We start from the raw sequence: 20546 nt of genomic DNA, 5'->3' as shown, positions 1-20546 counted from the left end.
CCGGCCGCGTACCAGCCGCCGGCCGGGCCGCAGCCGCCGGCCGGGCCGCAGTCACCGGCCGCGCACCACCCGTCCCTCGGTTCGCAGCCGTACCCGACGACGTACCCGGGCGCATCCGTCCCGGAGCCGTTCGACCGGGTCCCCTACGGGCAGGACCCGTTCCACGACGGCACCTTCGACCCGTTCGCCGGGACGGCACCTGCCGCCCCCGGACAGCGCCGGCCGGACCCGATCCGTCCCGGTTGGTTCTCCCGGATCCTCTTCTGGCTCGCGCTCGGACTCGAGATCGTTCCCGGGCTCGTCTTCACGTTCGACCTGATCCTCCGTGAGCTCAACCCGATCCGTGCGGGCGGCCTCAACGTCTACGACCTCACCGTCCTCATCTGCCTGCCGGTGGGCATCGCTCTCGTCGTCGTGGCGTTGTGCCTGGTCAAGAGCTCCGACCCGGGGCACCGCATCGCGGCGATCGCGCTCGCCGTCCTCGGCATCGTCGTGCGTGGGGTGAGCATCCCGATCTACAACGCACTCGCGGGCGCGGACGCGGTCCTCCTCGTCGCCGGCCTCCTCACCGGCACGACCGTCGCGCTCCTGCTCGTGGCGTGGAACCTCGTCCACGGTCGCCGCCCGATCCTCATCCTCCCCGCGATCGGAGGCGGCCTCGTCACAGGCCTCGCGATGGCGTTCGCGCTGTGGATCATGTACAGCTTCGCGGGGGAGTCGCGGATCGTGGAATGGGCCACCGAACCCACCGGGGGCCTCGTCTATCTCGTCGTCCTCGCCGCCGCGCTCCTCGTCATGCATCTGTTCGCTGCCCGCACCGCCCGTCGCGACGCATAGCCCGCGCCTCACGAGGCAGCCGCAACGGATTCGCCCACGGCAACACAATCCGTTTCCGTTCCGCGATTCGGCAAGCGTTTCGGTCGTCCTGGTCGAAACCGTTGTCGGTAGCCCGCTCGGCCCGCCCCACCACCCGCCGTACGTGACCCTCGCCACCCCTGCCGTCCGGGTGGGCCCACGGCAGGAAGGAGGAGCCCCGGGGCGGCTAGAATCGGGCGGGGACGACCACGAAAGGACCGCACACGCACATGACGAGCAGCGACCAGTCCGCGTCGAAGAAGGTCAAGGAGACCGTCGAGTACGCAGCCGCCCATCCGGAAGTCGAGCAGCCGTACGCTGACCTCGGTCTCAAGGCCAACGAATACGAGGAGATCAAGCGGATCCTGGGTCGTCGTCCGACGTCCGCGGAACTCGCGATGTACTCCGTCATGTGGTCGGAGCACTGCTCGTACAAGTCCTCGAAGGTCCACCTGTCGAAGTTCGGCAAGAAGGTCACCGACGAGATGAAGGAACACCTCCTCGTCGGGATCGGTGAGAACGCCGGCGTCGTCGACATCGGCGACGGCTGGGCCGTCACCTTCAAGGTCGAGTCCCACAACCACCCGTCCTACGTCGAGCCCTATCAGGGCGCGGCCACCGGCGTCGGCGGCATCGTCCGCGACATCATCTCGATGGGCGCCCGCCCCGTCGCCGTCATGGACCAGCTGCGCTTCGGTGCGATCGACCACCCGGACACCGCCCGCGTCGTCCACGGTGTCGTGTCCGGCATCGGCGGTTACGGCAACTGCCTGGGCCTGCCGAACATCGGTGGCGAGGTCGTCTTCGACTCGGTCTACCAGGGCAACCCGCTCGTGAACGCGCTCGCCGTCGGCGTCATGCGCCACGAGGACATCCGCCTCGCGAACGCCTCCGGTGTCGGTAACAAGGTCGTCCTCTTCGGTGCCCGCACCGGTGGTGACGGCATCGGTGGAGCCTCGATCCTCGCCTCGGAGTCCTTCGACGACACGAAGCCCTCGAAGCGTCCGGCCGTCCAGGTGGGCGACCCCTTCGCGGAGAAGGTCCTCATCGAGTGCTGCCTCGAGCTCTTCGGCGCGAACGTCGTCGAGGGCATTCAGGACCTCGGCGCCGCCGGCATCTCCTGCGCGACCTCCGAACTCGCCTCGAACGGTGAGGGCGGCATGCACATCGCCCTCGACGACGTCCTCCTGCGCGATCCCTCCCTCACCCCGGAGGAGATCCTCATGTCGGAGTCGCAGGAACGCATGATGGCGGTCGTGACCCCGGAGAAGCTCGAGCAGTTCCTCGCGATCACCGGCAAGTGGGACGTGGAGACCTCCGTCCTCGGTGAGGTGACGAACACCGGCCGCCTCGTCATCGAGTGGCACGGTGACGTCATCGTCGACGTGCCGCCGCGTTCCGTCGCCCACGACGGCCCCGTCTACGAGCGCCCCTACGAGCAGCCCTCGTGGACCGAGCCCGTGCGCGCGAACTCCGTCGAGGCCGCCGGTCTGGCCAAGCCCTCCACCGACGAGGCGCTGCGACGGACCGTGCTCGACCTCGCCGCCTCGCCCAACCTGTCCTCGAAGGAATGGGTGACGAACCAGTACGACAAGTACGTGCAGGGCAACACCGCCCTCGCGTTCCCCGACGACGCCGGTGTGGTCCGCGTCGACGAGGAGACCGGCCTCGGCGTCGCGATCTCCACGGACGCGAACGGTCGCTACTGCTACCTCGACCCGGCACAGGGTGCGAAGCTCGCCCTCGCCGAGTCCTACCGCAACGTCGCCACCACCGGCGCTCGCCCGATGGCCGTCACCGACTGCCTCAACTTCGGTTCCCCCGAGGACCCGGAGATCATGTGGCAGCTCGTTCAGGCGATCGAGGGCCTCTCGGACGCCTGCCAGGAGCTCGCCGTCCCGGTCACCGGTGGCAACGTGTCCCTGTACAACCAGACCGGTGGCGTCGCCATCCACCCGACCCCGGTCGTCGGTGTGCTCGGTGTGTTCGACGACGTCGCGCGCCGTACTCCCGCGGGGTGGAAGGACGCCGGCCAGACGATCTACCTGCTCGGCACCACGGAGAACGAACTCGACGGTTCCGCCTGGGCCGAGGTTGCGCACCAGCACCTCGGTGGTGTGCCGCCGAAGTTCGATGCGGCCACCGAGAAGGAACTCGCGGACATCCTCATCAACGCCTCCCGCGACGGCATGATCGACGCCGCCCACGACCTCTCCGAGGGAGGACTCTCCCAGGCCCTCGTGGAGGCCACCCTCCGCTACGGCATGGGTGCGCGGATCTGGCTCGACGAGGTCATGGAGCGCGACGGCCTCGACCTGTTCACGACGCTCTTCTCCGAGTCGACCGGCCGTGCGATCGTCGCCGTGCCGCGGTCGGAGGAGGTCCGCTTCACCGACATGTGCTCGGCCCGCGGCTTCGCCTTCGCCCGCATCGGCATGACCGACGCCGGAGAGGCAGAGCCCGCGCTCGAGGTCGTCGACCACTTCTCCCTTCCGGTTTCCGAACTCCGTGTCGCCCACGAGGGCACGCTGCCGAAGTACTTCGGCGCCGTCGTCGGAGCTTGAACCGGTACCCATGAGCGGCGGGCCCGGCCCTGCCGCACCCGAGGCGCCCGTCCCGGTGACGAGAATTCGTCACCGGGACGGGCGCCTCGGCTTTTCCGGGCGGGCGCGCCGTGGTCCCGGCGACGGGATCTCCGCGCCCTCTCAGTACGACGAGATCTCCTCACGCAGTACTTTGTGCTGCAGGCGCGTATGCCTGCGTCGCATTGTGTTGCATCAGGTGATCGCGTTGCGCGCCGGCGTGGGCCCACGCGAACACTGGGAAGTCGACCGCAGCGGCGCGACTAAAATCTTCTCCATGGCCGTGCACAAGATCGTTCTGTTCTACGTCTTCACCCCGCTCGCGGATCCGGAGGCCGTCCGCCTCTGGCAGCACGCCCTCGCGGAGAGCTGCGGGCTCAAGGGGCGCGTCATCGTCTCCCCGGACGGGATCAATGCGACGGTCGGCGGCGAGATCGACGACGTGAAGAAGTACGTGCGGGTGACGAAGAGCTATGCGCCGTTCAAGAAGGCCGACATCAAGTGGTCGACCGGCACCGGCGACGACTTCCCGCGTCTCTCGGTCAAGGTGCGCCCCGAGCTCGTCACCTTCAAGGCTCCGGACACCATCACGGTGACCGAGGACGGCGTCCAGGGCGGCGGCACCCACCTCAAGCCGGGGGCGCTCCACAAGCTCGTCGAGGAACGCGGGGACGACGTCGTCTTCTTCGACGGCCGGAACGCGATGGAGGCGGAGATCGGCCGGTTCAGGGGCGCGATCGTCCCGGAGACGGACACGACCCGCGACTTCATCGAAGAGATCGACTCCGGGAAGTACGACCACCTCAAGGACAAGCCGATCGTCACGTACTGCACCGGCGGGATCCGCTGCGAGGTGCTGAGCGTCCTCATGAAGAACCGCGGTTTCGAGGAGGTCTACCAGGTCGACGGCGGCATCGTCCGATACGCGGAGACCTTCGGTACCTCGGGCCTGTGGGACGGTTCGCTCTACGTCTTCGACAAGCGCATGCACGTCGAGTACGGGGAGAACGTGAAGTCCCTCGGGTCGTGCGCCGAGTGCGGCGAACCCACCCCGATCTACGTCAACTGCGCGAACGAGGAGTGCCGTAAACAGTTCCTCCGCTGCGAGACCTGCACCGACAAGGGCGCCCACCCGTTCTGCGGCGACTGCGTGCCCACCGGCGCCCCAGCGGAATCGAGCCCGGAACCCACCGCCGGCTTCACCCCGGAACCCTCCGCCGAGGCGCTCGCTCCCTGAGCACGTCCGTCACCGGCGTGCCCACGCGCGGTGCCGGGTGCCTGCGTGCGTCACCCCGCGGGACGGGCCTCATCGGTGCTACGAACATCCGAACGGCACGGCGCGCCACGGGGATTCCCGGCTCGTCCTGTGTCGCGGATCCGGTGCATTCCGGGACACCCTGTTCGGGCCCAGTGCCCGTAGGCTGGCGGACATGAGCAACGACTACCCCGGATATGGCGCCAACGACGGCCCCGGCCCGCACAGCTCCGGCCCGTACGGCCAGGGCGAGTACAACGCGGGCCACCACGGCTCCGGCCAATACGGTCAGGGCGAGTACGGCGCAGGTCCTTACGGTCACGGCCAACCCTCCCGGAGTCAACCGATCCAGGGTCAACCCATCCCGGGACAGTACGGCCAACCGCAGTACGGTGGCCCAGCCGCCGGCGCCCCGATGCCGAACGGTGCTGCGCCGATGCCCTCGGGGTCACTGCGTGCCGGGGTTCCCCTCCGCGCCCCTCACCCGCCCGAGGCCTACGGCGCCGGCAGCGAGGTCTACTGGCAGGCGGACAGCAACGAACGGAACATGGGCGGCGTCTTCTACCTCGTCTCGGCGTTCCTCGCGGGTTTCATCATGCCGATCATCGGCCTCTCGATGTACAAGGACTCCTCCCCGTTCGTCCGTGAGCACAGCCGTCAGCTCCTCAACATGTGGCTCACGTTCTTCGTCCTGTTCATCGCGTACCTCGTGGTGTGGGGCACGCTCGTCGGCATCGTCGCGGCGACCGCGGCCTCCGAGGACGCGATCCTGTGGGTCGGCCCTCCCGGAGCGGTCCTCGCGTATCTGTTCCCGCTCGTCGTGCTCATCGTGCAGATCGTCGGGTGCGTCAAGGCGTTCTCGGGCAAGGGTTTCCACCCCTGGTCGATCCCCTTCGTCCGCCGCTGACACGCGGGCTCACCCCGACAGCATCCGAAGTCGGCTCAGCAGAGCGCGCCCGGCCTCACCCGAGCGTCGCCGGTTTCTCCCAGGTCTCCCCGTTCACCTTCTCGTTCACGAATCCGAGGACTGCCTCGTACCAGACCTGCGCGTTCCCGCGGCCGAGGATCCAGTGGCCCTCGTCCGGGAAGTACAGGTACCGGTGCTGCGTGGAACCGTCGGCCGCGAGCGGCGTCGCGCTCTTCGTGAGCAGGTCGAACCAGAGTTCGTGTCCCTGCGAGATCGGGACGCGGTAGTCCCGGTCACCGTGGATGACGAGCATCGGGACCTCGATCGCGGAGGCGAACCTGTGCGGTGAGTACACCGCGATCTGCTCGCGCATCGCCGCTTCCCACGACTCGTTGTCCGTGGTCCGGCCCATCGAGTCGACGTTCCACAACGACGCGTGCGTGACGATGCATCGGAACCGGTTCTTCGTGTGCCCGGCCATCCAGTTCGCCATGTACCCGCCGTACGAGCCGCCGGCGAGGGCGGTGCGCTCCTCGTCGATGTCGGGCCGCGCCACCGTCTGATCGACGAGCGCGAGGATGTCCGTGTACGGCGCCCCGCCGAGCTCGAGCTCACCGCGGTCGATCATGTCTTGGCCGTACCCGGTCGAGATCGCCGGGTCCGGCAGCAGCACGGCGAACCCGGCGGCGACGAAGGGATTCGGGTTCCAGCGCCACGTCCACGCGTTCCACGATCCCCACGGTCCGCCGTGCACCATGACGAGCAGCGGGTGCGGGCCCTCGGCCTCGGGTACACGCAGCCACGCGCGGACCGCGGTGCCGTCCTTGCCGGTCGCCACGACCTCGTGCATCGATCCCGGCGCGGTGAGTTCCGTCGCGGGATTCGTCAGGGGCGTCACCTCGCCGGTTCCCGGGTCGATCTCCACCGGGAACGGCGGCACGTCCACCGCCGAGGCGCCCGCGACCACCCGGCCGCCCGTCACCACGAGCCCCGCGTAGTGGAACCGCTGACCGGGCCCACCCGTGAGCCGACGGGGCTCCTCGTCCGTGATCGCACCCGTCCACACGGCACCCCGGCCGAGGTCGTCCGAGGTCGCGACGAGCGTCGCCTCGTCGAACCATGTCGCGGAGAACCACCGGTCTCCCTTCTCCCACACCGGAGCGGGTGCACGGGCGGTCCCGTCGGCGCCACCGACCTCGAGCACGAACAGGTCCTGGCGCAGTGTGGTCGTGGGGTTCCGCCTGCGGGTGCGGGTGGCGAGGACCCGAATGGAGTCCGGGCTCACCTCGCCGACCGACCAGTCGTACTCGAGGTCACCGGCGAGGAGCAGGACCGGTGCGGCACACGCCTCCGTGAGGTCGACCTTCCAGAGCTGCGAGGTCTGGAGGGCACCCGGTGCGGGGACCTCGACCTCGACGACGGCGAAGGTGCCGTTCGGCGCGACGGACCACCCCGTGAGCCGACCGTCCGGCATGGCCGGGTACGCGAAGGACAACGGTGCGGGCGCCTCGGGAATCGACCGGGCCGCGGGAGTCGACAGGGGAGCCGACACTGCCCCGGGATCCGGGGACGCGCAGCGTGCGACGGCGAGCGTCTGCCGGAACGGCCCGAGGTCGTGGTCCCAGTAGCGGGTGGGGAACCCGGCGTGGAGGATGCCGGACACTTTCGCCTCGGTCCGCGCCTTCGCGAGTTCCGCGTGCTCCTCCTCGGAGGACGCGTGCGTGTGCACGCCGACCTCGGTGACGAGAACGGAGTCCTCGGAGGCGAGGACGACGGACCCGAAACCACCCGGGCGCTCGGCCAGTCGACGGGCCTCACCCCGGACGGGCAGGATCCACAGTCCGGCGTCCTTCGCCTCGGAGCCGTCCTCACCGGTGCGTTTGGACGTGAACACGAGGGCTCCGGAGGCCGCGGCGGCGACCGAACCGACGGAGGCCGGTCCGCGCGTGAGGGTCGACGTCGACTCCTCGTCGAGCTGGACGATCCGCGTGACGCGGCCGGTGCCCGCGGAATCGAGTGCGGAGACGGTGGCGAACACGGGGCCGCCGGAACGAGCGGCGACGAGCCCACCGAAGCGCGAGGCGTCGAGGAGCTCGGTGATCGGGGTGGAGGCGTCCTGGGCGGCCGGCCCCTCGGGAACGGCGGCGTCGACGGTGTCCGGAGCAGCGGGGGAGTACGGGGGTTCGGTCATGGCTGCATCCTAGGCGTGAGCACGGACACGACCGCGCCGCCCGTCCGGTGGACCTCAACGACCGTCCGGTGGACCGCAACGACCGTCCGGTGGAGAAGGAACTTCACCTCCTGTTTCCGAGTCGGCACGTGAACCGCCCGGGCCGTGTCCGGACCCTCCTCTACAGTGGGACCCATGGCTGATAGTTCTCCCGGTACCTTCCTGCCGTCCGGGTCCCTGTCCGGACCCGCAACCGGGTCCTCCTCGACCTCCACGGGCAGCATGCCGACGGCACTCGCGAACAAGGCGAAACTGCCGTCCGCCGGCCGCGATCGTCGCCCGTTCATGGCGGCCCTCGCGATCGTCCTCATCCTCGTCGGTGCCGTCCTCAGTGCGCTCATCGCGATCATGGCCGGGAACAAGACGGAGGTGCTCGTCGCGAACGACGACATCGCCGCCGGGCAGGAGATCACCGAGGACGACTTCACGACGGTCCAGGTGAGCACGGACGCCGCGGCCTTCATCCCGGTCGCCAGCCGCCAGAACTTCATCGGCTCCAAGGCCCTCACGTACGTGCCCGCCGGCACGATGGTGACCCCGCAGATGTTCACTCCGGACTCCGCGGTTCCTGCGGGCGGGGAGATCGTCGGCCTCATCCTCAGCCCCTCCCAGCGCCCGAGCGAACCACTCGAGGCCGGTGACGTCGTGCGCCTCTACTCCGGTTCCGCGTTCGACCTCGGCGGTGCCGGTGGCGAGCTCCTCGTCGACGCCGTGCGCGTCGTGAGCGTCTCGAACAACGGCGGCACCCTCGCCGTCTCCGTCCTCGTCACCGCCGACCAGGCCTCCGCGCTCGTCGGACCCGCCGCCGCGACCCAGGTCGTCGCCTCCCGTCTGTCCGAGGGCACGGAACCGAGCATCGACTTCATGACCACCCCGGAGAGCACGGACACCGAGGGCGACACCACCTCCGAGGGCGCCGAGGAAGCGGCAGAGCCCTCCGCCGAACCGACCGCCGAGAGCACCGAGGGCTGAGCCGGGCCATGACCTTCATCGCCTTCGCCTCGGCCAAGGGATCGCCGGGAGTGACGACCTTGTCGTTGCTCACCGCCGCCCTGTGGCCGCGCACCTCGATCCTCGCCGATGCCGACGTCACCGGCGGCGACATCGCCTACCAGATGATCGGCGAATCGGGACAGCCGCTCAACACCGATCGCGGGCTCATGTCGCTCCTGCCGATCGCCCGCAAGAGCCTCGACGCCGCCGTCGTCCCGCAGCACGCCCAGACGCTCCTCGGCGGGATCGACCTCCTCGCCGGTCTGCCCGAACCCGAACAGGCCCAGGCGGTCGAGAAGCTCTGGCCCACCATCGGACGCGCGTTCGCGACCCTCACCAGCCATGACGTCCTCGCGGACCTCGGATCGCTGCGCATGTCCTCCCCGCACCTCCAGCTCGCGCGTGAGGCCGAGGCCCTCGTCTTCGTCATGCGTCCGCGCTCCACGCAGGTCATGCACATGCGTTCGCGCCTGCAGAAACTCCGCGACGCCATGCCGGGCGCCACGCCGCGGTTCGGCATCGTCGTCGTGGCGCCGCAGTCCGACAGGCGCAACGCCGAGGCCGCCGTCGCCTCCCTCGGCGAGGACGTCCTCCGCTTCACCGACTACCTCGGTCACGTCGCCTTCGACCCCAAGGGCGCGAGCATGTTCGAGGGCCAGGTGCTCAACCGCCCCGAACGCACCGTCCTCGTCCGCAGCGCGGTCCCCGTCATCGAGAACATCGCGGCGCTCGCCGGGATCACCCTCGACGCCGGCCAGGTCGCCGCAGCTCTCGGCGGCAAGCCCGCCAAGCCCCTGCCGGGTGCCCCGAAGCCGTCGCGCAAGCAACGGCGCGGGTCCTCCGCTCCCGAGGCGCCCGCCGGCACTCCCGGTCACTCGACTCCCGGCCCGGGAGCCCCGGCTCCGGCCGGGTACCCGGCACCGCAGCAGCCCCCGGCGTCCGCTCCGGGCACTCCGCCGCAGTCCGATTCCCGGCCGGGCACACCCCGGTCGGGGATGCCGGAGGGGCGTGTCGCCTCGGCCGCTCCCGAACCCACCGTGGAGATCCCCCGCCGGCCCGTCGGGTCTCCGGGCCGGGGGGCCGCTCCGCAGCCGGGGACGGAACCCGCACCCACGGAACCGCCGCAGCCACCGGCTCCACCGGCGGACCGACCGATGACCCGACGTGAGAGGAGGGGCCGATGATCGAGAACCAGAACGAACTCGTCCGGACCCTCCGCGCGCGGGTCGCCGACCGTCTCAATCAGCAGCGCAGGGCCGACGAACTCGCCGGGCGGACCGCGATGTCCTCCGAGGACGAACGCCAGTACGCGCGTTCCCTCATCATCCAGGTCCTCGAGGACCACGCCCGTGAGGAGATCGCCTCCGGCCGGACCCCGATCTCCCCGGAGGACGAGGCCGATGTCGCGAACGCGATCCACGCGGCGCTCTTCGGTGTGGGACGTCTGCAGCCGCTCCTGCAGAACCCGGACGTCGAGAACATCGACATCAACGGCCACGACCAGGTGTTCGTCGGGTACGCGGACGGTTCCGAGGAGAAACACGCGCCGGTCGCGGAATCCGACGAGGAACTCATCGAGCTCGTCCAGATCCTCGCCTCGAACGTCGGTCTGTCCTCGCGACCCTTCGACGCGGCGAACCCGCAGCTCGACCTCCGGCTGCCGGACGGTTCGCGTATGTCCGCCGTCATGGGCGTGACGGAACGCCCCGCGATCTCGATCCGTCGCTCGCGCCTCGGCAAGGTGTTCCTCCCGGACCTCGTCGGTACCGGGACGATGACCCCGGACGTCGCCCAGTTCCTCCAGGCCGCCGTGTCCGCGCGCAAGAACATCATGATCGCCGGTGCGACGAACGCCGGGAAGACGACGATGCTCCGCGCACTCGCGAACTCGATCCCCCCGCGCGAACGCCTCATCACGGTCGAACGCTCGATGGAGCTCGGGCTCGAACACTTCACGGAACTCCACCCGAACGTCGTCGCGTTCGAGGAACGTCTGCCGAACTCCGAGGGCGTCGGTGGCGTGAGCATGGCGGAACTCGTCCGCCGTTCGCTGCGCATGAACCCCTCGCGCGTCATCGTCGGTGAGGTCCTCGGCGACGAGATCGTCACGATGCTCAACGCGATGAGCCAGGGCAACGACGGCTCCCTCTCGACCATCCACGCGAACTCCTCGATCGAGGTGTTCAACAGGATCTCGACATATGCGCTCCAGGCCGCGGAGAACCTCCCGGTCGAGGCGACGCACATGCTCATCGCCGGCTCCATCAACTTCGTCGTCTTCATGAAGCGCAAGGAGTTCCCCGACGGCGTCACCCGTCGTGTCGTCGAATCGATCCGCGAGGTCACGGGCATCGACGGACGCGTGCTGTCCTCGGAGATCTTCGCCGCCGGGCCCGACGGCATGGCGATCGCGCACGCCCCGATCGCCTCCGCCCCGGAACTCGCCCGGTTCGGTTACGACCCGGCCGTCCACGGACGGTGGTGAGCTGATGCCGGCATTCGCAGGATTCGGCTGGCAGCTGCCCGCTGCGCTCGGGGCGGGCGCGCTGTTCGGTGCCGCGATCTTCCTCCTCATCGTCTCCTTCGTCGGATGGCCGTTCGGCTCCGCGGACGGGACCCCGAAGCGGCGGAGGGCCAGGCGTGCCGGATCCCGTTCGGTGTTGTCCCGCATGGTGTGGGGCATCGGAGCGTTCCTCCTCGTCCTCCTGCTCACCCGCTGGATCGTCCCGGCGGTGATCCTCGGGGCACTTGCTGCGTTCTGGGACCGGATCCTCTCGAACCAGAAGGCCGAGAAGGTGAGCATCATGCGCCTCGAGGCGCTCGCGACGTGGACGGAGTCCCTCCGTGACACGATCGCCGGTGCTGTCGGCCTCGAGCAGGCGATTCCCGCCTCGGTGAACGCGACGCCGCCGGTCATCCGCCCGCAGCTCAACCTCCTCGTCGACCGCCTCCGGGTGCGCGAGCCGCTCGCGGACGCGCTCGGGAAGTTCGCGGACGACCTCGACGATCCGAGTGCCGACATGATCGTCTCCGCGCTCGTTCTCAACGCCCGTCTGCGCGGACCGGGCCTCCGGGACGTGCTCACGGCCCTCGCGCGGTCGACGCGCCTCGAACTCGACATGCGCCGGCGCATCGACGCCTCGCGCGCGGGCATCCGCCGCAGTGTGCAGATCGTCCTCGTCATCATCCTCGGCGTCATGGGCGGGCTCTCGATCTTCAACCGCGGTTATGTCGAGCCCTACGGCGACTTCATCGGACAGGTCGTGCTCATGGTCGTCGCGGCGTTCATCATGGGCGGGCTCATGTGGCTGCGGAAGCTCGCCGAACCCGAACCCCGTGACCGCTTCCTGGTGCGGGACTGAGGCGGGGGACGGATGAATCTCTTCTGGACCATGGCCGTCGGTGGCATCTTCGGCCTCGGCGTGTTCCTCCTCGTCCGCACCTTCTACCACCCGAAGCCGGGTGTCGGTGCACTCGTCGCCCGCCTCGACCAGGGACGGAAGTCGATGCGCACCTCCGTCCTCACGGAGATGGAGGAGGCGACCAACCGGGCCCAGGGCGTCGCGAACTCGATCTTCGCGCTCGCGGCGGACCGCCTCGAGGCGTTCGCCGCCGAACGCGGGTGGACGCTCGGGAAGACCGGTAAGGACCTCGCGATCATGTCGAAGTCCGTGGGCGGATTCCTCGCCACCTCGGTCTTCACGGGCCTCGCGATGTTCCTCTTCGGACCGCTCGTCTGGGGCATCACCCAGATGCTCGGCGTGGATCTGCCGGGCGCGCTGCCCTTCGCCGTCGCGCTCGTCTTCGGTGCCCTCGGTGCCGCGATCCCGTACCTCTCGCTCAAGCAGGAGGCGGAGAAACGCCGCAAGGAGTTCCGCAAGGTCGTCGGCATCTTCCTCGACCTCGTGGCGATGAACCTCTCGGGCGGCCGTGGCCTCCCCGAGGCGCTCCTCGCCGCGGCGTCCGTGAGCGAGAACTGGGCGCTCGTACGGATCCGCCAGGCTCTCGCGAACGCCCGTCTGCTCGGCATCAGCCCCTGGGAGGGCCTCGGCGAACTCGGTGAGGCGATCCACATCGAGGAGCTCACCGACCTCGCCGGGGCGCTCGGCCTCGCGGCGAACGACGGCGCGAAGATCCGCAGCTCCCTCGCCGCCCGTGCGGACACGATGCGCACGAAGGAACTCTCCGAGGTCGAGGGCAAGGAAGGTGAACGCTCGCAGTCGATGCTCGTCGCCCAGCTGCTGCTCTCCGGCGGGTTCCTCCTGTTCCTCGCGTACCCCGCCATCGGCGGACTCATGAACCTGTGATCGCGTCATCCCCGAGCGCGGGATGAACGGTCGGTGAACACGCGATGCCGGCTTCGTTCGAGCGTGCGCGTTCGACCATGAATATCGCCCGGATGTGTCGGGTTCGCACCACGGGTGACTACGCGGTAGGCGGAGCCGCGCCGTACAGTGGAACCGGACATTTCCCAGTACTTCCGTCCTCGGGGACCTTCCTCCCGCGACAGAGGACTCTCACGATTGGAATCGACATGAAGTTCCTTCTCGACGAATGGTCGCTCTGGCGCTCCAACCTCGAGCGTCTTCGCAAGCGGAACGACGCCGGTGCCTCGGCCATCGAGTGGGTCATCATCACTGCTGTTCTCGTCATCGCCGTGTCCGTCGTCGGCGGCATCGTCATGAACATCGTGCGCGACAAGTCGGGCCAGATGGCGGACTGCGCGGACTCGGCATCGCAGGGTGAATCTTGCGACAGCTTCTCGGCATTCTGACTCATCACCGACTCGACGAGCATCCTCGTTTCCATGCCCGCACGCACCGATCACAGGCCCGGACGCCCCGCACGGCGTCCGGGCCTCGGCGTGCCGTCGTCGAGTGAGCTCGGCCGGCGCATGCGCGTGGCTCTCCGTACACGGCGCGACCGAGGTGCCACCGCCATCGAACTCGCGATCGCCGGCCCGGTTCTCGTCATCTTCATCTTCTTCTGCATCCAGGCCGGCTTCTGGTACTACGGTCGGACGATCGCGGTGCATTCGGCCCGTGAAGGACTTGCGCAGATGCGACTGTTCCAGGACGAGCAGAGCTACGAGGCAGGCCGTGGGCCCGTCCTCGAACACACCCGGTCGTTCGCGTCGAGCCTCGGCGGGGAATCGCTCATCACCCCGGAGGTCACGTCCGAGTACGACGACGAGGACGGAGTCGTGACGGTCCGCGTCACCGGCGATGTCATCACGCTCGTCCCGGGGCTCCACCTCACCGCTTCGGGTGAGGCCTCCGGCCAGATCGAACGATTCGAGATCGACTGATGACGATGCGAGGAACGGTGAGGAAACTCCGGAGGCAGGCACGTGCGGTCTCCGCACGGGTGCGTACGAAGCGCGACGGCGGCGCGATGTCGATCGAACTCGTGCTCGTCATCCCCATCCTCTTCATGGTGCTCGCCCTCGTCTTCGGTTTCGGACGGGTCGCGATCGTCCAGGCGAACTTCGATGCGGGCGTACGGGACGCCGCGCGTGCCGCCACTCAGTCGGACACCGGCGATCAGGCGTACTCCGCGGCGACGAAGACCCTCCGCGACGCCACCTCGCGTGCCTCCCAGGAGTGCACCGACACCCTCGACGTCGAACCGATCGACAACTTCTCCTCCGGACAGTTCGTCACCGTGTCCGCGAAGTGCCGGTACCCGATGGCACAGATGTTCGGAGTACTTCCCGGCCACATGTGGGTGAGCAGCACCTTCACCTCGCCTCTCGACACGAACAAGGAATTCGGCTGATGCGGCGGGGCATGTCCGTGGCAGCGCGCCTCATGTCGAGCCGAGCGGGTCTCCACGCCCCGACGCGCTCGAGGCGTCTGCGCAGCGACGAGGGTTCGATCTCCCCGATCGTGCCGATCATGACGATCGTCATCCTCCTGCTCGGCGGTCTCACGGTCGACACCGGGCGCCAGCTCGATCTCCGTGCCCGCGCCGTGGCATACGCCCAGGAGGCCGCCCGTGCCGGTGCCACCCAGATCGAGGAGGGGACGACCGAACTCCGGGTGAACGAGCCGCGCGCAGCGCAGGCCGTGACCACGTACTGCGCGGAGATCGAGCGCACCGGCGCCGTCGACCGGTGCACGTTCGAGGGCCTCTACCTCGATCCGAACGACCCGCAGAACCAGGCACGGATCGTCGTCCAGGTCAACGTGCGGATGAGCAAGGACGCCACGCTGCTCAAGATGGTGGGCCTCCAGACCATCGGCGCGACCGGTACCGGCCGTGCCCGCCCGTACGAGGAAGAGGGCCTCGGCATCACGTCGAACGGCGAGTGAAGGGGTTCGCCTTCGCCGGCGTAGCGGGCAACGTCACGCGTCGTGACGACGGTCGAGGAGCCCACTGACAAGGCTGAGCACCGGAACAACAACGCATTCGCCAAGGGGAACTGAATCGATTTCCCGTTCACGAATCGCAAACCGATTCGCTTTCCCTCGGCGGAACTGTTGACTACCCACGGTCCGCGTACCGGTCTCCCACCCGCAGACACGACGCAACGAGGGCCCGATGCGTGAAGCATCGGGCCCTCGTCCATGCGTCCTGTGACGCGTGGAGAGAAGATCAGAGGCGATCCGGTTCGCCGGTCGCAGCGGCGATGTTGTTGTGGTTCGTGCGGACGTCGTCACGCGCCTTCGCGAGGGCGTCGCTGAGGACGTCGAGGTTCTTCTGGTAGTCGTCCCAGGCGTTGCGGAACTCATCGGCGTAGGTGCCGGTCCAGACGGAGGCACCGACGCTGTCGTTGACGGCCTTCTTGATGTCGAGTGCGGCCTGCGAGTTGTTGTCGAAGGTCTTGTGGAGTTCCTGGAGTGTATGGAGTTCTGCACCAACGCTCATGGCGTTTCCTTTCGTCGAGGCTCGGGAACCGTACAGGCCCCGCTGGCATCCCGGTTCGGGGGACGTGATCTACTCAATCACACGGGGGACACCTCGCCCGGCGCTCCGCTCTGGGAATCCCGCAACAGCTGTGACAGATCGGGAACATGCACGTTCGCTGTCCACTTTCCGTTCACCTGACCAGCGAGAACGCACGCCGAAGAATGCAGACGGAACCTGCGGAAGGGAACCGTCGCCGGGCCGATTCACCCCTCGACGAGGGGTACCTGGATCCGCTCCCACTGCCCGGACCGGAAGAGCAACGCCCGTCCGGTGTTCCCGGACCCCGAACCGATCGAACGAGGCAGACGCGCCCCGAACATATCGCCGTCGTTGGGCTGCTGCGGGCGGAGGAGAAGACCCGAGCGGGACTTCTTGAGTGCCACCGCGGGTCCGCGGTAGGAGCTTCCCAGATCGTCCGCGGTGCCGGCGGCCATGACGAAGCTCTCCGAGTCACGCACGAGTTTGACCTGCTGTTCGATCCCGTCGACGAGCCACCCGTCGAGTCCGAGCAGTTCGAGGTCGTCGATGAGCACCGCGGTCCGTTTCGTCCGGTCCTTCGTGAGTTCGGCGAACTGCTCGAAGACCTCCTTGCCCTCGTCCCGGTCGGTCTCCGGCGTGAGCGTCCGTACGACGTGCGGGTCGGTGGCGAATTCCGCGAGCGGCGAGCGTCGCGGGATGACGAGCAGGAGCGAGTAGTCGGCGTCGACGAGGTGGCCGGCGACGAGGCGCAGCACGTTCGACCGTCCGCTCTTGCGGGGCCCGAGGATCATGAAGGTCGGACCGTCCTCCGTGATGCTCAGGTGCTTCATCGTGAGGGTGTCGCCGCCCACTCCGAGCGGCACATAGCTCGTGTCGTCCGATCGTGCGCCGCCGAGTGCGAACATCTGCGGGACCGTGATGCGCGTCGGCAGGTCGTCGACCCGGAACGGTTTCTTCGCGGCCGGAAGATCCCCGATGCGCGCGGCCGCGGCCCGTCCGATCTCCTGGAGCGCGCGGACCTGCGCCGTGCCGTCGGGATCGGCGGTGAGCAGTGCGAACTGGGACTCGGCCGTGCTTCCACTGCGGAACGCACGACCGGGCGGCAGGTGGTTCGGCACCTCCTTCACGTTCATCCCGATGTTCGTGAAGTCCGAGGCATCGGCCATGCGCATGAGGAACTTGTCGTCGATGAGCGTCGACATCCGTCCGACGAGGCACGATCGATCGCCCGTCATGAAGATGCGGATGCCGACCGAGGACGATTCCTGGATGATCTGCTGCCAGGCGTCGACGAGCGCGCCCATGTCGACGTTCGAGAACGCCGCATTGAACGCCTCCCACCGGTCGAAGAGCACGACGATGTACGGCAACCGGTCCTCCGTGGCGACGGCACGCCGCTGCTCCGTGATGTCGGCGAATCCGCTCGCGGCGAGCTGCTCCTGCCGCCGGGTGATCTCCTCCCGGAGCTTCGTCGTGAGGCGGCCGAGGCGCTCGGGCTGATCGCGGGTGACGACCGCTCCGACGTGGGGCAGCGCCTGCAACGGCAGGAGTGCGTTGTTTCCGCAGTCGATGCCGTAGATGTGCACATCGGTCACCGGCAGGTTGTCGGCGATGACGCCGGCGACCCCGCGCAGGATCGAGGAGCGGCCCATGCGGGGCATCGAGACGACGAGAACGTTCGTGTCGTGGGCGAGGTCGTACGTGAGTGCGGTGCGCGACTGGTCGTGCGGCAGATCGACGAGTCCGAGAGGGAGAACGAGCTCCGACCGGACCCGTTCGCGCGGCACGTGGGTATAGAGCTCGTCCACCGTGACGACGTCCTCGAGCGGCGGAAGCCACGGTGGGGGCGGCGAGGAGATCCCGGCCGCGGACGCCGCTTCGTTGATGACGCCGACGAGCGAGGCGAGGTCGGTCGGCACCGTGATGTCCTCGTCGCCCTCCTCGCGCACCTCGGCCGGCGCCGCGAGAGTCGACCACGCCAGTCGGGAGACCTCCACCTCGGGCCCGGCCTCCACGTTGCGCGGGCGACCTCCCACGCGGGCGGACTGGAACTGGTGGAGCGCGGAATGCCCGAGGCGGGCGAAGGCACGACCCGGGAGGCTCTTGGGGATCTCGGCGGCGTCGGAGGCCTCGATGACGTCCTGGCTGTCGTTCGCATCCGTGACCCGGAGTGCAATGCGGAGGTTCGTGTTCGACTTGATCTCCGCACTCACGACGCCGGACGGTCGCTGGGTCGCGAGGATGAGGTGGACGCCGAGGGAACGACCGCGGCGGGCGATGTCGACGAGTCCCTTGACGAAGTCGGGGAGCTCGGAGACGAGCGCGGCGAACTCGTCGATGACGATGAGCAGCCGGGGCATCGGCTCGTCCGTCGGATTGGTCCCGGCCTCGCGTTGCGCGGTGAAGTCCTCGATGTCCTTGGCACCGGCACGGGCGAGCATGCGCTCACGGCGGTGGAGCTCGGCCGCGAGCGAGGCGAGGGCCCGAGTCGTGAGATGCCCGTCCAGATCGGACACCATGCCGACCGTGTGGGGCAGGTTGTTGCAGTCCTTGAACGCCGACCCGCCCTTGTAGTCGATGAGAACGAAGTTGAACTCGTCCGGACGGTTGCCGACGGCGAGCGAGGCGATGATGGTCTGGAGCAGCTCCGACTTACCGGAACCGGTGGTGCCCGCGACGAGGCCGTGCGGCCCGTCGCGGGAGATGTCGAGGGTGAACGGTCCGTCGAGGCCCTCACCGATCACCGCCGCCGTCGTGCGGGGCCGACCCGACCACCCCGCGAGAATCCGGTCGGCCACCGGGGGATCGAGGCGGAGGACATCGAGCAGTCGCGAGTGTGCGGGAATCGCCCCCGAGGCGTCCTCGAGACTCACATCGCGCAATGGTGCGAGCGCCCGCGCGACCCGTTCGCACCATGCGCGGGAGACGAGGTCGGGTCGCACGGAATCCGCGGTCTCCTTCCCCGTCTTCTCGACGGTGAGCCAGTACCCGTCCGAGGACACGACCGCCTGGCATTCCTCCGGAAGGAGCCGGACGTCGTCGTCCATGCACACGAAGTACACGTCCACCGCGGGACCTGCCTGCAGGAGGCCGACCGCCCCGGGGAGGAGGCGGAGCCGGGCGGCGTCCTCGAGGAAGACGACGACAGGGGGGAATCCCGTCCGGCCACTGCGCATGAAGCCGCCGGCGGCCTTGAGCTCCTCTCCGCGGGAGTCGATGATCCCGGCGATCGCTGCGAACTGCCGCGCGGTGCTCTGCTCGTCGGTACCGACCCGTGCGATTCCGTCCTCGTCGCGACCGGCGCGCACGTGCGGAAGCCACCGCACCCATCCCCAGGCCTCGTCGTCGGCACGGTCGGAGATGAGCCGGATATCGACCTCGCCGGGGGAATGGAGTACCGACAACTGCGCGAGCATCCACCGGGCGACGGCGCGACGATGGGCGGTCGGTCCGGCGAGACCGAGGACCCGGAACTCGGGGAGTTCGACGACGATCGGGACGTCCGGAGCCGTCCAGATGAGGTCCTCCTCGTGCTTCTCCCGTTCGGGATCGTTGATGGTGATCTCGCTCAGAGTGTCCGCGGTCCCCACCCGGAGGTGGAGCCAGTCCGGGTCCGTGGGACGTCGTTCCCAGAGCCGGGCACGGGGGCCGGTGGCGGTGAGGAGGACGTTCGCGGGGTCCATGTAGTCGCGTCTGCGGGCCGCGCTCTCCTCCGTGAGCGCACGGAACGCATCTCCCTGGATCTTCCTCCGCCGTTCCCGGTACCTGCCCAGGTCACGACGGAACCGTTTCGCGGTCCCGGAGTTCTGCTGGAGCATGTTGCCGATGTACATGAGCGGCGAGAGCAGGACGAACAGCAGCATGTACCACCGGTCGAACACGAGGAACATGACGAGGCCCATGACGATGGGAGCCACGACCATCGGCCAGGGGAATCGGACGCCCTCCGGCTTCTTCGGTTCCCGGGGGTACACGAACTTCGTCGGCCGCTCGGGCGGCAGCATGCGGGGAGGCCGGTTGAAGTCGAGCGTCGATCCGGTCGGTGTGTAGGTGAGCGAGGCATCGGGAGGCGTCACCCACGACACCTCGAGCATCGTGTTGCCGATCGTGAGCGCATGCCCGAGCGGAAGATGCGTCCGCCCGGTGACCGGGATCCGCTCGACGTGGACGAGGGGGATCGGGAGGCTCGGGTCGACCTCGGTGTGGGTCGCATCGAGACCGATGAGAAGGTCCTGCTTCTGTTCCTTCTTGCCCTGCCTGCTGCGCGCGTACTCCTTCGTCGGGGGCACCGGGATGAGCACAGGCCCGTCATGGGGCCGACGGCGGGGCGGGACCGGCCTGGTCGCTCCGACGATCGCGGGTTCGGGAGTCACCCCGACCGTGCCGTCCGGACCGATATCGAGGGTCACCGCGGTCCCGTGGACCAGAGGATCCTCGAGTCGCACGGCGTCGTACGCGCCGGTGCCGACCGACCAGGACCCGGGGGACAGGCGGTAGGTCGTCCCCGCGCCCGTGCCCGAGGTGATCCGGAGTTCGAGCGTCCCCGGCGGTTCGTCCTCGATCCGGGGTACCGGTCGGTCGAGGCCGACCACGACGCCGTGGCGCAGGGGCGAGGCCGCCACCTTCTGCCGGGGGTCGAGGACGTGGGAACCGAGGTACAGGCGGCCACGCGTCGCACCGATGTGTGCGGGTGCCCCCACACGTTCGGCGAGAAAGCTCGTCACCTCGTCGACCGTCGCCGATTCCTCGCACTCGACCGCGAGGTCGTGGGGCACGTTGTCCGGGCCGATGGCGGTGAGCAGCAATTGCATGCAGGGAGTCCTCGTGAATCAG

Annotated in this window: 17 protein-coding genes; 13 read left to right on the top strand and 4 right to left on the bottom strand. The window is 68.8% G+C overall.

Features of this window, described 5'->3' with window-relative positions; translation table 11 throughout:
* The 4 genes from ABD172_RS13095 to ABD172_RS13080 form a co-directional block, all read left to right on the top strand.
* Positions 1 to 837 (top strand): hypothetical protein (locus ABD172_RS13095; protein ID WP_344310307.1); only part of this gene is annotated, 837 nt, incomplete at its 5' end.
* Positions 838 to 1085: 248 nt separating this feature from the next.
* Positions 1086 to 3419, top strand: coding sequence for a phosphoribosylformylglycinamidine synthase subunit PurL (purL, locus tag ABD172_RS13090; RefSeq protein WP_344310305.1), 2334 nt, complete (start codon positions 1086 to 1088; stop codon positions 3417 to 3419).
* A 295-nt stretch (positions 3420 to 3714) separates the two neighbouring features.
* Positions 3715 to 4674, top strand: coding sequence for an oxygen-dependent tRNA uridine(34) hydroxylase TrhO (gene trhO, locus ABD172_RS13085; RefSeq protein ID WP_344310303.1), 960 nt, complete (start codon positions 3715 to 3717; stop codon positions 4672 to 4674).
* A gap of 193 nt (positions 4675 to 4867) precedes the next feature.
* The gene (locus ABD172_RS13080) at positions 4868 to 5599 is read left to right on the top strand and encodes a DUF4870 domain-containing protein (protein ID WP_344310302.1); all 732 of its coding nucleotides are present in this window, start codon (positions 4868 to 4870) and stop codon (positions 5597 to 5599) included.
* A gap of 55 nt (positions 5600 to 5654) precedes the next feature.
* Here ABD172_RS13080 and ABD172_RS13075 read toward each other — a convergent pair whose 3' ends face one another.
* Together ABD172_RS13075 and ABD172_RS13070 are read right to left on the bottom strand one after the other, a co-directional pair.
* The gene (locus tag ABD172_RS13075) at positions 5655 to 7790 is read right to left on the bottom strand and encodes a S9 family peptidase (RefSeq protein ID WP_344310300.1); all 2136 of its coding nucleotides are present in this window, start codon (positions 7788 to 7790) and stop codon (positions 5655 to 5657) included.
* Positions 7787 to 7966: a hypothetical protein gene (locus ABD172_RS13070; RefSeq protein WP_344310299.1), complete on the bottom strand. Its 180-nt coding sequence runs from the start codon at positions 7964 to 7966 to the stop codon at positions 7787 to 7789. Before ABD172_RS13070 ends, ABD172_RS13075 begins: the two co-directional genes overlap by 4 nt.
* On the opposite strand from ABD172_RS13070, the gene ABD172_RS13065 reads away from it, so the two are divergent.
* From ABD172_RS13065 to ABD172_RS13025, 9 genes are all read left to right on the top strand, one after another.
* Complete coding sequence (locus tag ABD172_RS13065) at positions 7965 to 8801, top strand: SAF domain-containing protein (RefSeq protein WP_344310297.1); 837 nt, start codon at positions 7965 to 7967, stop codon at positions 8799 to 8801. The genes ABD172_RS13070 and ABD172_RS13065 overlap by 2 nt on opposite strands.
* Positions 8802 to 8809: 8 nt before the next feature.
* Entirely contained in the window at positions 8810 to 10006 is a 1197-nt protein-coding gene (locus tag ABD172_RS13060) for a CpaE/TadZ family protein (protein WP_344310295.1), read from the top strand.
* Positions 10003 to 11307, top strand: a complete 1305-nt coding sequence (locus ABD172_RS13055; protein WP_344310293.1) for a TadA family conjugal transfer-associated ATPase — start codon at positions 10003 to 10005, stop codon at positions 11305 to 11307. The genes ABD172_RS13060 and ABD172_RS13055 overlap by 4 nt, the downstream gene beginning before the upstream one ends.
* 4 nt (positions 11308 to 11311) lie before the next feature.
* Complete coding sequence (locus ABD172_RS13050) at positions 11312 to 12184, top strand: type II secretion system F family protein (protein WP_344310291.1); 873 nt, start codon at positions 11312 to 11314, stop codon at positions 12182 to 12184.
* A gap of 12 nt (positions 12185 to 12196) precedes the next feature.
* The gene (locus ABD172_RS13045; protein WP_344310289.1) at positions 12197 to 13129 is read left to right on the top strand and encodes a type II secretion system F family protein; all 933 of its coding nucleotides are present in this window, start codon (positions 12197 to 12199) and stop codon (positions 13127 to 13129) included.
* A gap of 227 nt (positions 13130 to 13356) precedes the next feature.
* Positions 13357 to 13596: a hypothetical protein gene (locus tag ABD172_RS13040; RefSeq protein WP_344310288.1), complete on the top strand. Its 240-nt coding sequence runs from the start codon at positions 13357 to 13359 to the stop codon at positions 13594 to 13596.
* A 126-nt stretch (positions 13597 to 13722) separates the two neighbouring features.
* Positions 13723 to 14130 carry a TadE family protein gene (locus ABD172_RS13035; protein ID WP_344310286.1) on the top strand — a complete coding sequence of 136 codons (408 nt, stop codon included), beginning with the start codon at positions 13723 to 13725 and terminating at the stop codon, positions 14128 to 14130.
* Between the two features lie 17 nt (positions 14131 to 14147).
* Complete coding sequence (locus ABD172_RS13030; protein WP_344310284.1) at positions 14148 to 14600, top strand: TadE/TadG family type IV pilus assembly protein; 453 nt, start codon at positions 14148 to 14150, stop codon at positions 14598 to 14600.
* A gap of 11 nt (positions 14601 to 14611) precedes the next feature.
* Positions 14612 to 15136, top strand: a complete 525-nt coding sequence (locus ABD172_RS13025; protein ID WP_344310282.1) for a TadE/TadG family type IV pilus assembly protein — start codon at positions 14612 to 14614, stop codon at positions 15134 to 15136.
* Between the two features lie 283 nt (positions 15137 to 15419).
* Here ABD172_RS13025 and ABD172_RS13020 read toward each other — a convergent pair whose 3' ends face one another.
* Positions 15420 to 15692, bottom strand: a complete 273-nt coding sequence (locus ABD172_RS13020; protein WP_344310280.1) for a WXG100 family type VII secretion target — start codon at positions 15690 to 15692, stop codon at positions 15420 to 15422.
* 245 nt (positions 15693 to 15937) lie between these two features.
* Positions 15938 to 20524, bottom strand: a complete 4587-nt coding sequence (locus ABD172_RS13015) for an FtsK/SpoIIIE domain-containing protein (RefSeq protein WP_344310279.1) — start codon at positions 20522 to 20524, stop codon at positions 15938 to 15940.
* Between the last annotated feature and the right edge of the window lie 22 nt (positions 20525 to 20546).

This window comes from Brevibacterium samyangense (assembly GCF_039529845.1).
Taxonomy (GTDB): domain Bacteria; phylum Actinomycetota; class Actinomycetes; order Actinomycetales; family Brevibacteriaceae; genus Brevibacterium; species Brevibacterium samyangense.
This window is presented reverse-complemented; position numbering and strand designations above follow the sequence as displayed.

Coding starts and splice junctions, on each gene's coding strand:
- purL (WP_344310305.1), top strand. CDS start 1,086: ATGACGAGCAGCGACCAGTCCGCGTCGAAGAAGGTCAAGGAGACCGTC.
- trhO (WP_344310303.1), top strand. CDS start 3,715: ATGGCCGTGCACAAGATCGTTCTGTTCTACGTCTTCACCCCGCTCGCG.
- ABD172_RS13080 (WP_344310302.1), top strand. CDS start 4,868: ATGAGCAACGACTACCCCGGATATGGCGCCAACGACGGCCCCGGCCCG.
- ABD172_RS13075 (WP_344310300.1), bottom strand. CDS start 7,790: ATGACCGAACCCCCGTACTCCCCCGCTGCTCCGGACACCGTCGACGCC.
- ABD172_RS13065 (WP_344310297.1), top strand. CDS start 7,965: ATGGCTGATAGTTCTCCCGGTACCTTCCTGCCGTCCGGGTCCCTGTCC.
- ABD172_RS13070 (WP_344310299.1), bottom strand. CDS start 7,966: ATGGGTCCCACTGTAGAGGAGGGTCCGGACACGGCCCGGGCGGTTCAC.
- ABD172_RS13060 (WP_344310295.1), top strand. CDS start 8,810: ATGACCTTCATCGCCTTCGCCTCGGCCAAGGGATCGCCGGGAGTGACG.
- ABD172_RS13055 (WP_344310293.1), top strand. CDS start 10,003: ATGATCGAGAACCAGAACGAACTCGTCCGGACCCTCCGCGCGCGGGTC.
- ABD172_RS13050 (WP_344310291.1), top strand. CDS start 11,312: ATGCCGGCATTCGCAGGATTCGGCTGGCAGCTGCCCGCTGCGCTCGGG.
- ABD172_RS13045 (WP_344310289.1), top strand. CDS start 12,197: ATGAATCTCTTCTGGACCATGGCCGTCGGTGGCATCTTCGGCCTCGGC.
- ABD172_RS13040 (WP_344310288.1), top strand. CDS start 13,357: ATGAAGTTCCTTCTCGACGAATGGTCGCTCTGGCGCTCCAACCTCGAG.
- ABD172_RS13025 (WP_344310282.1), top strand. CDS start 14,612: ATGTCCGTGGCAGCGCGCCTCATGTCGAGCCGAGCGGGTCTCCACGCC.
- ABD172_RS13020 (WP_344310280.1), bottom strand. CDS start 15,692: ATGAGCGTTGGTGCAGAACTCCATACACTCCAGGAACTCCACAAGACC.
- ABD172_RS13015 (WP_344310279.1), bottom strand. CDS start 20,524: ATGCAATTGCTGCTCACCGCCATCGGCCCGGACAACGTGCCCCACGAC.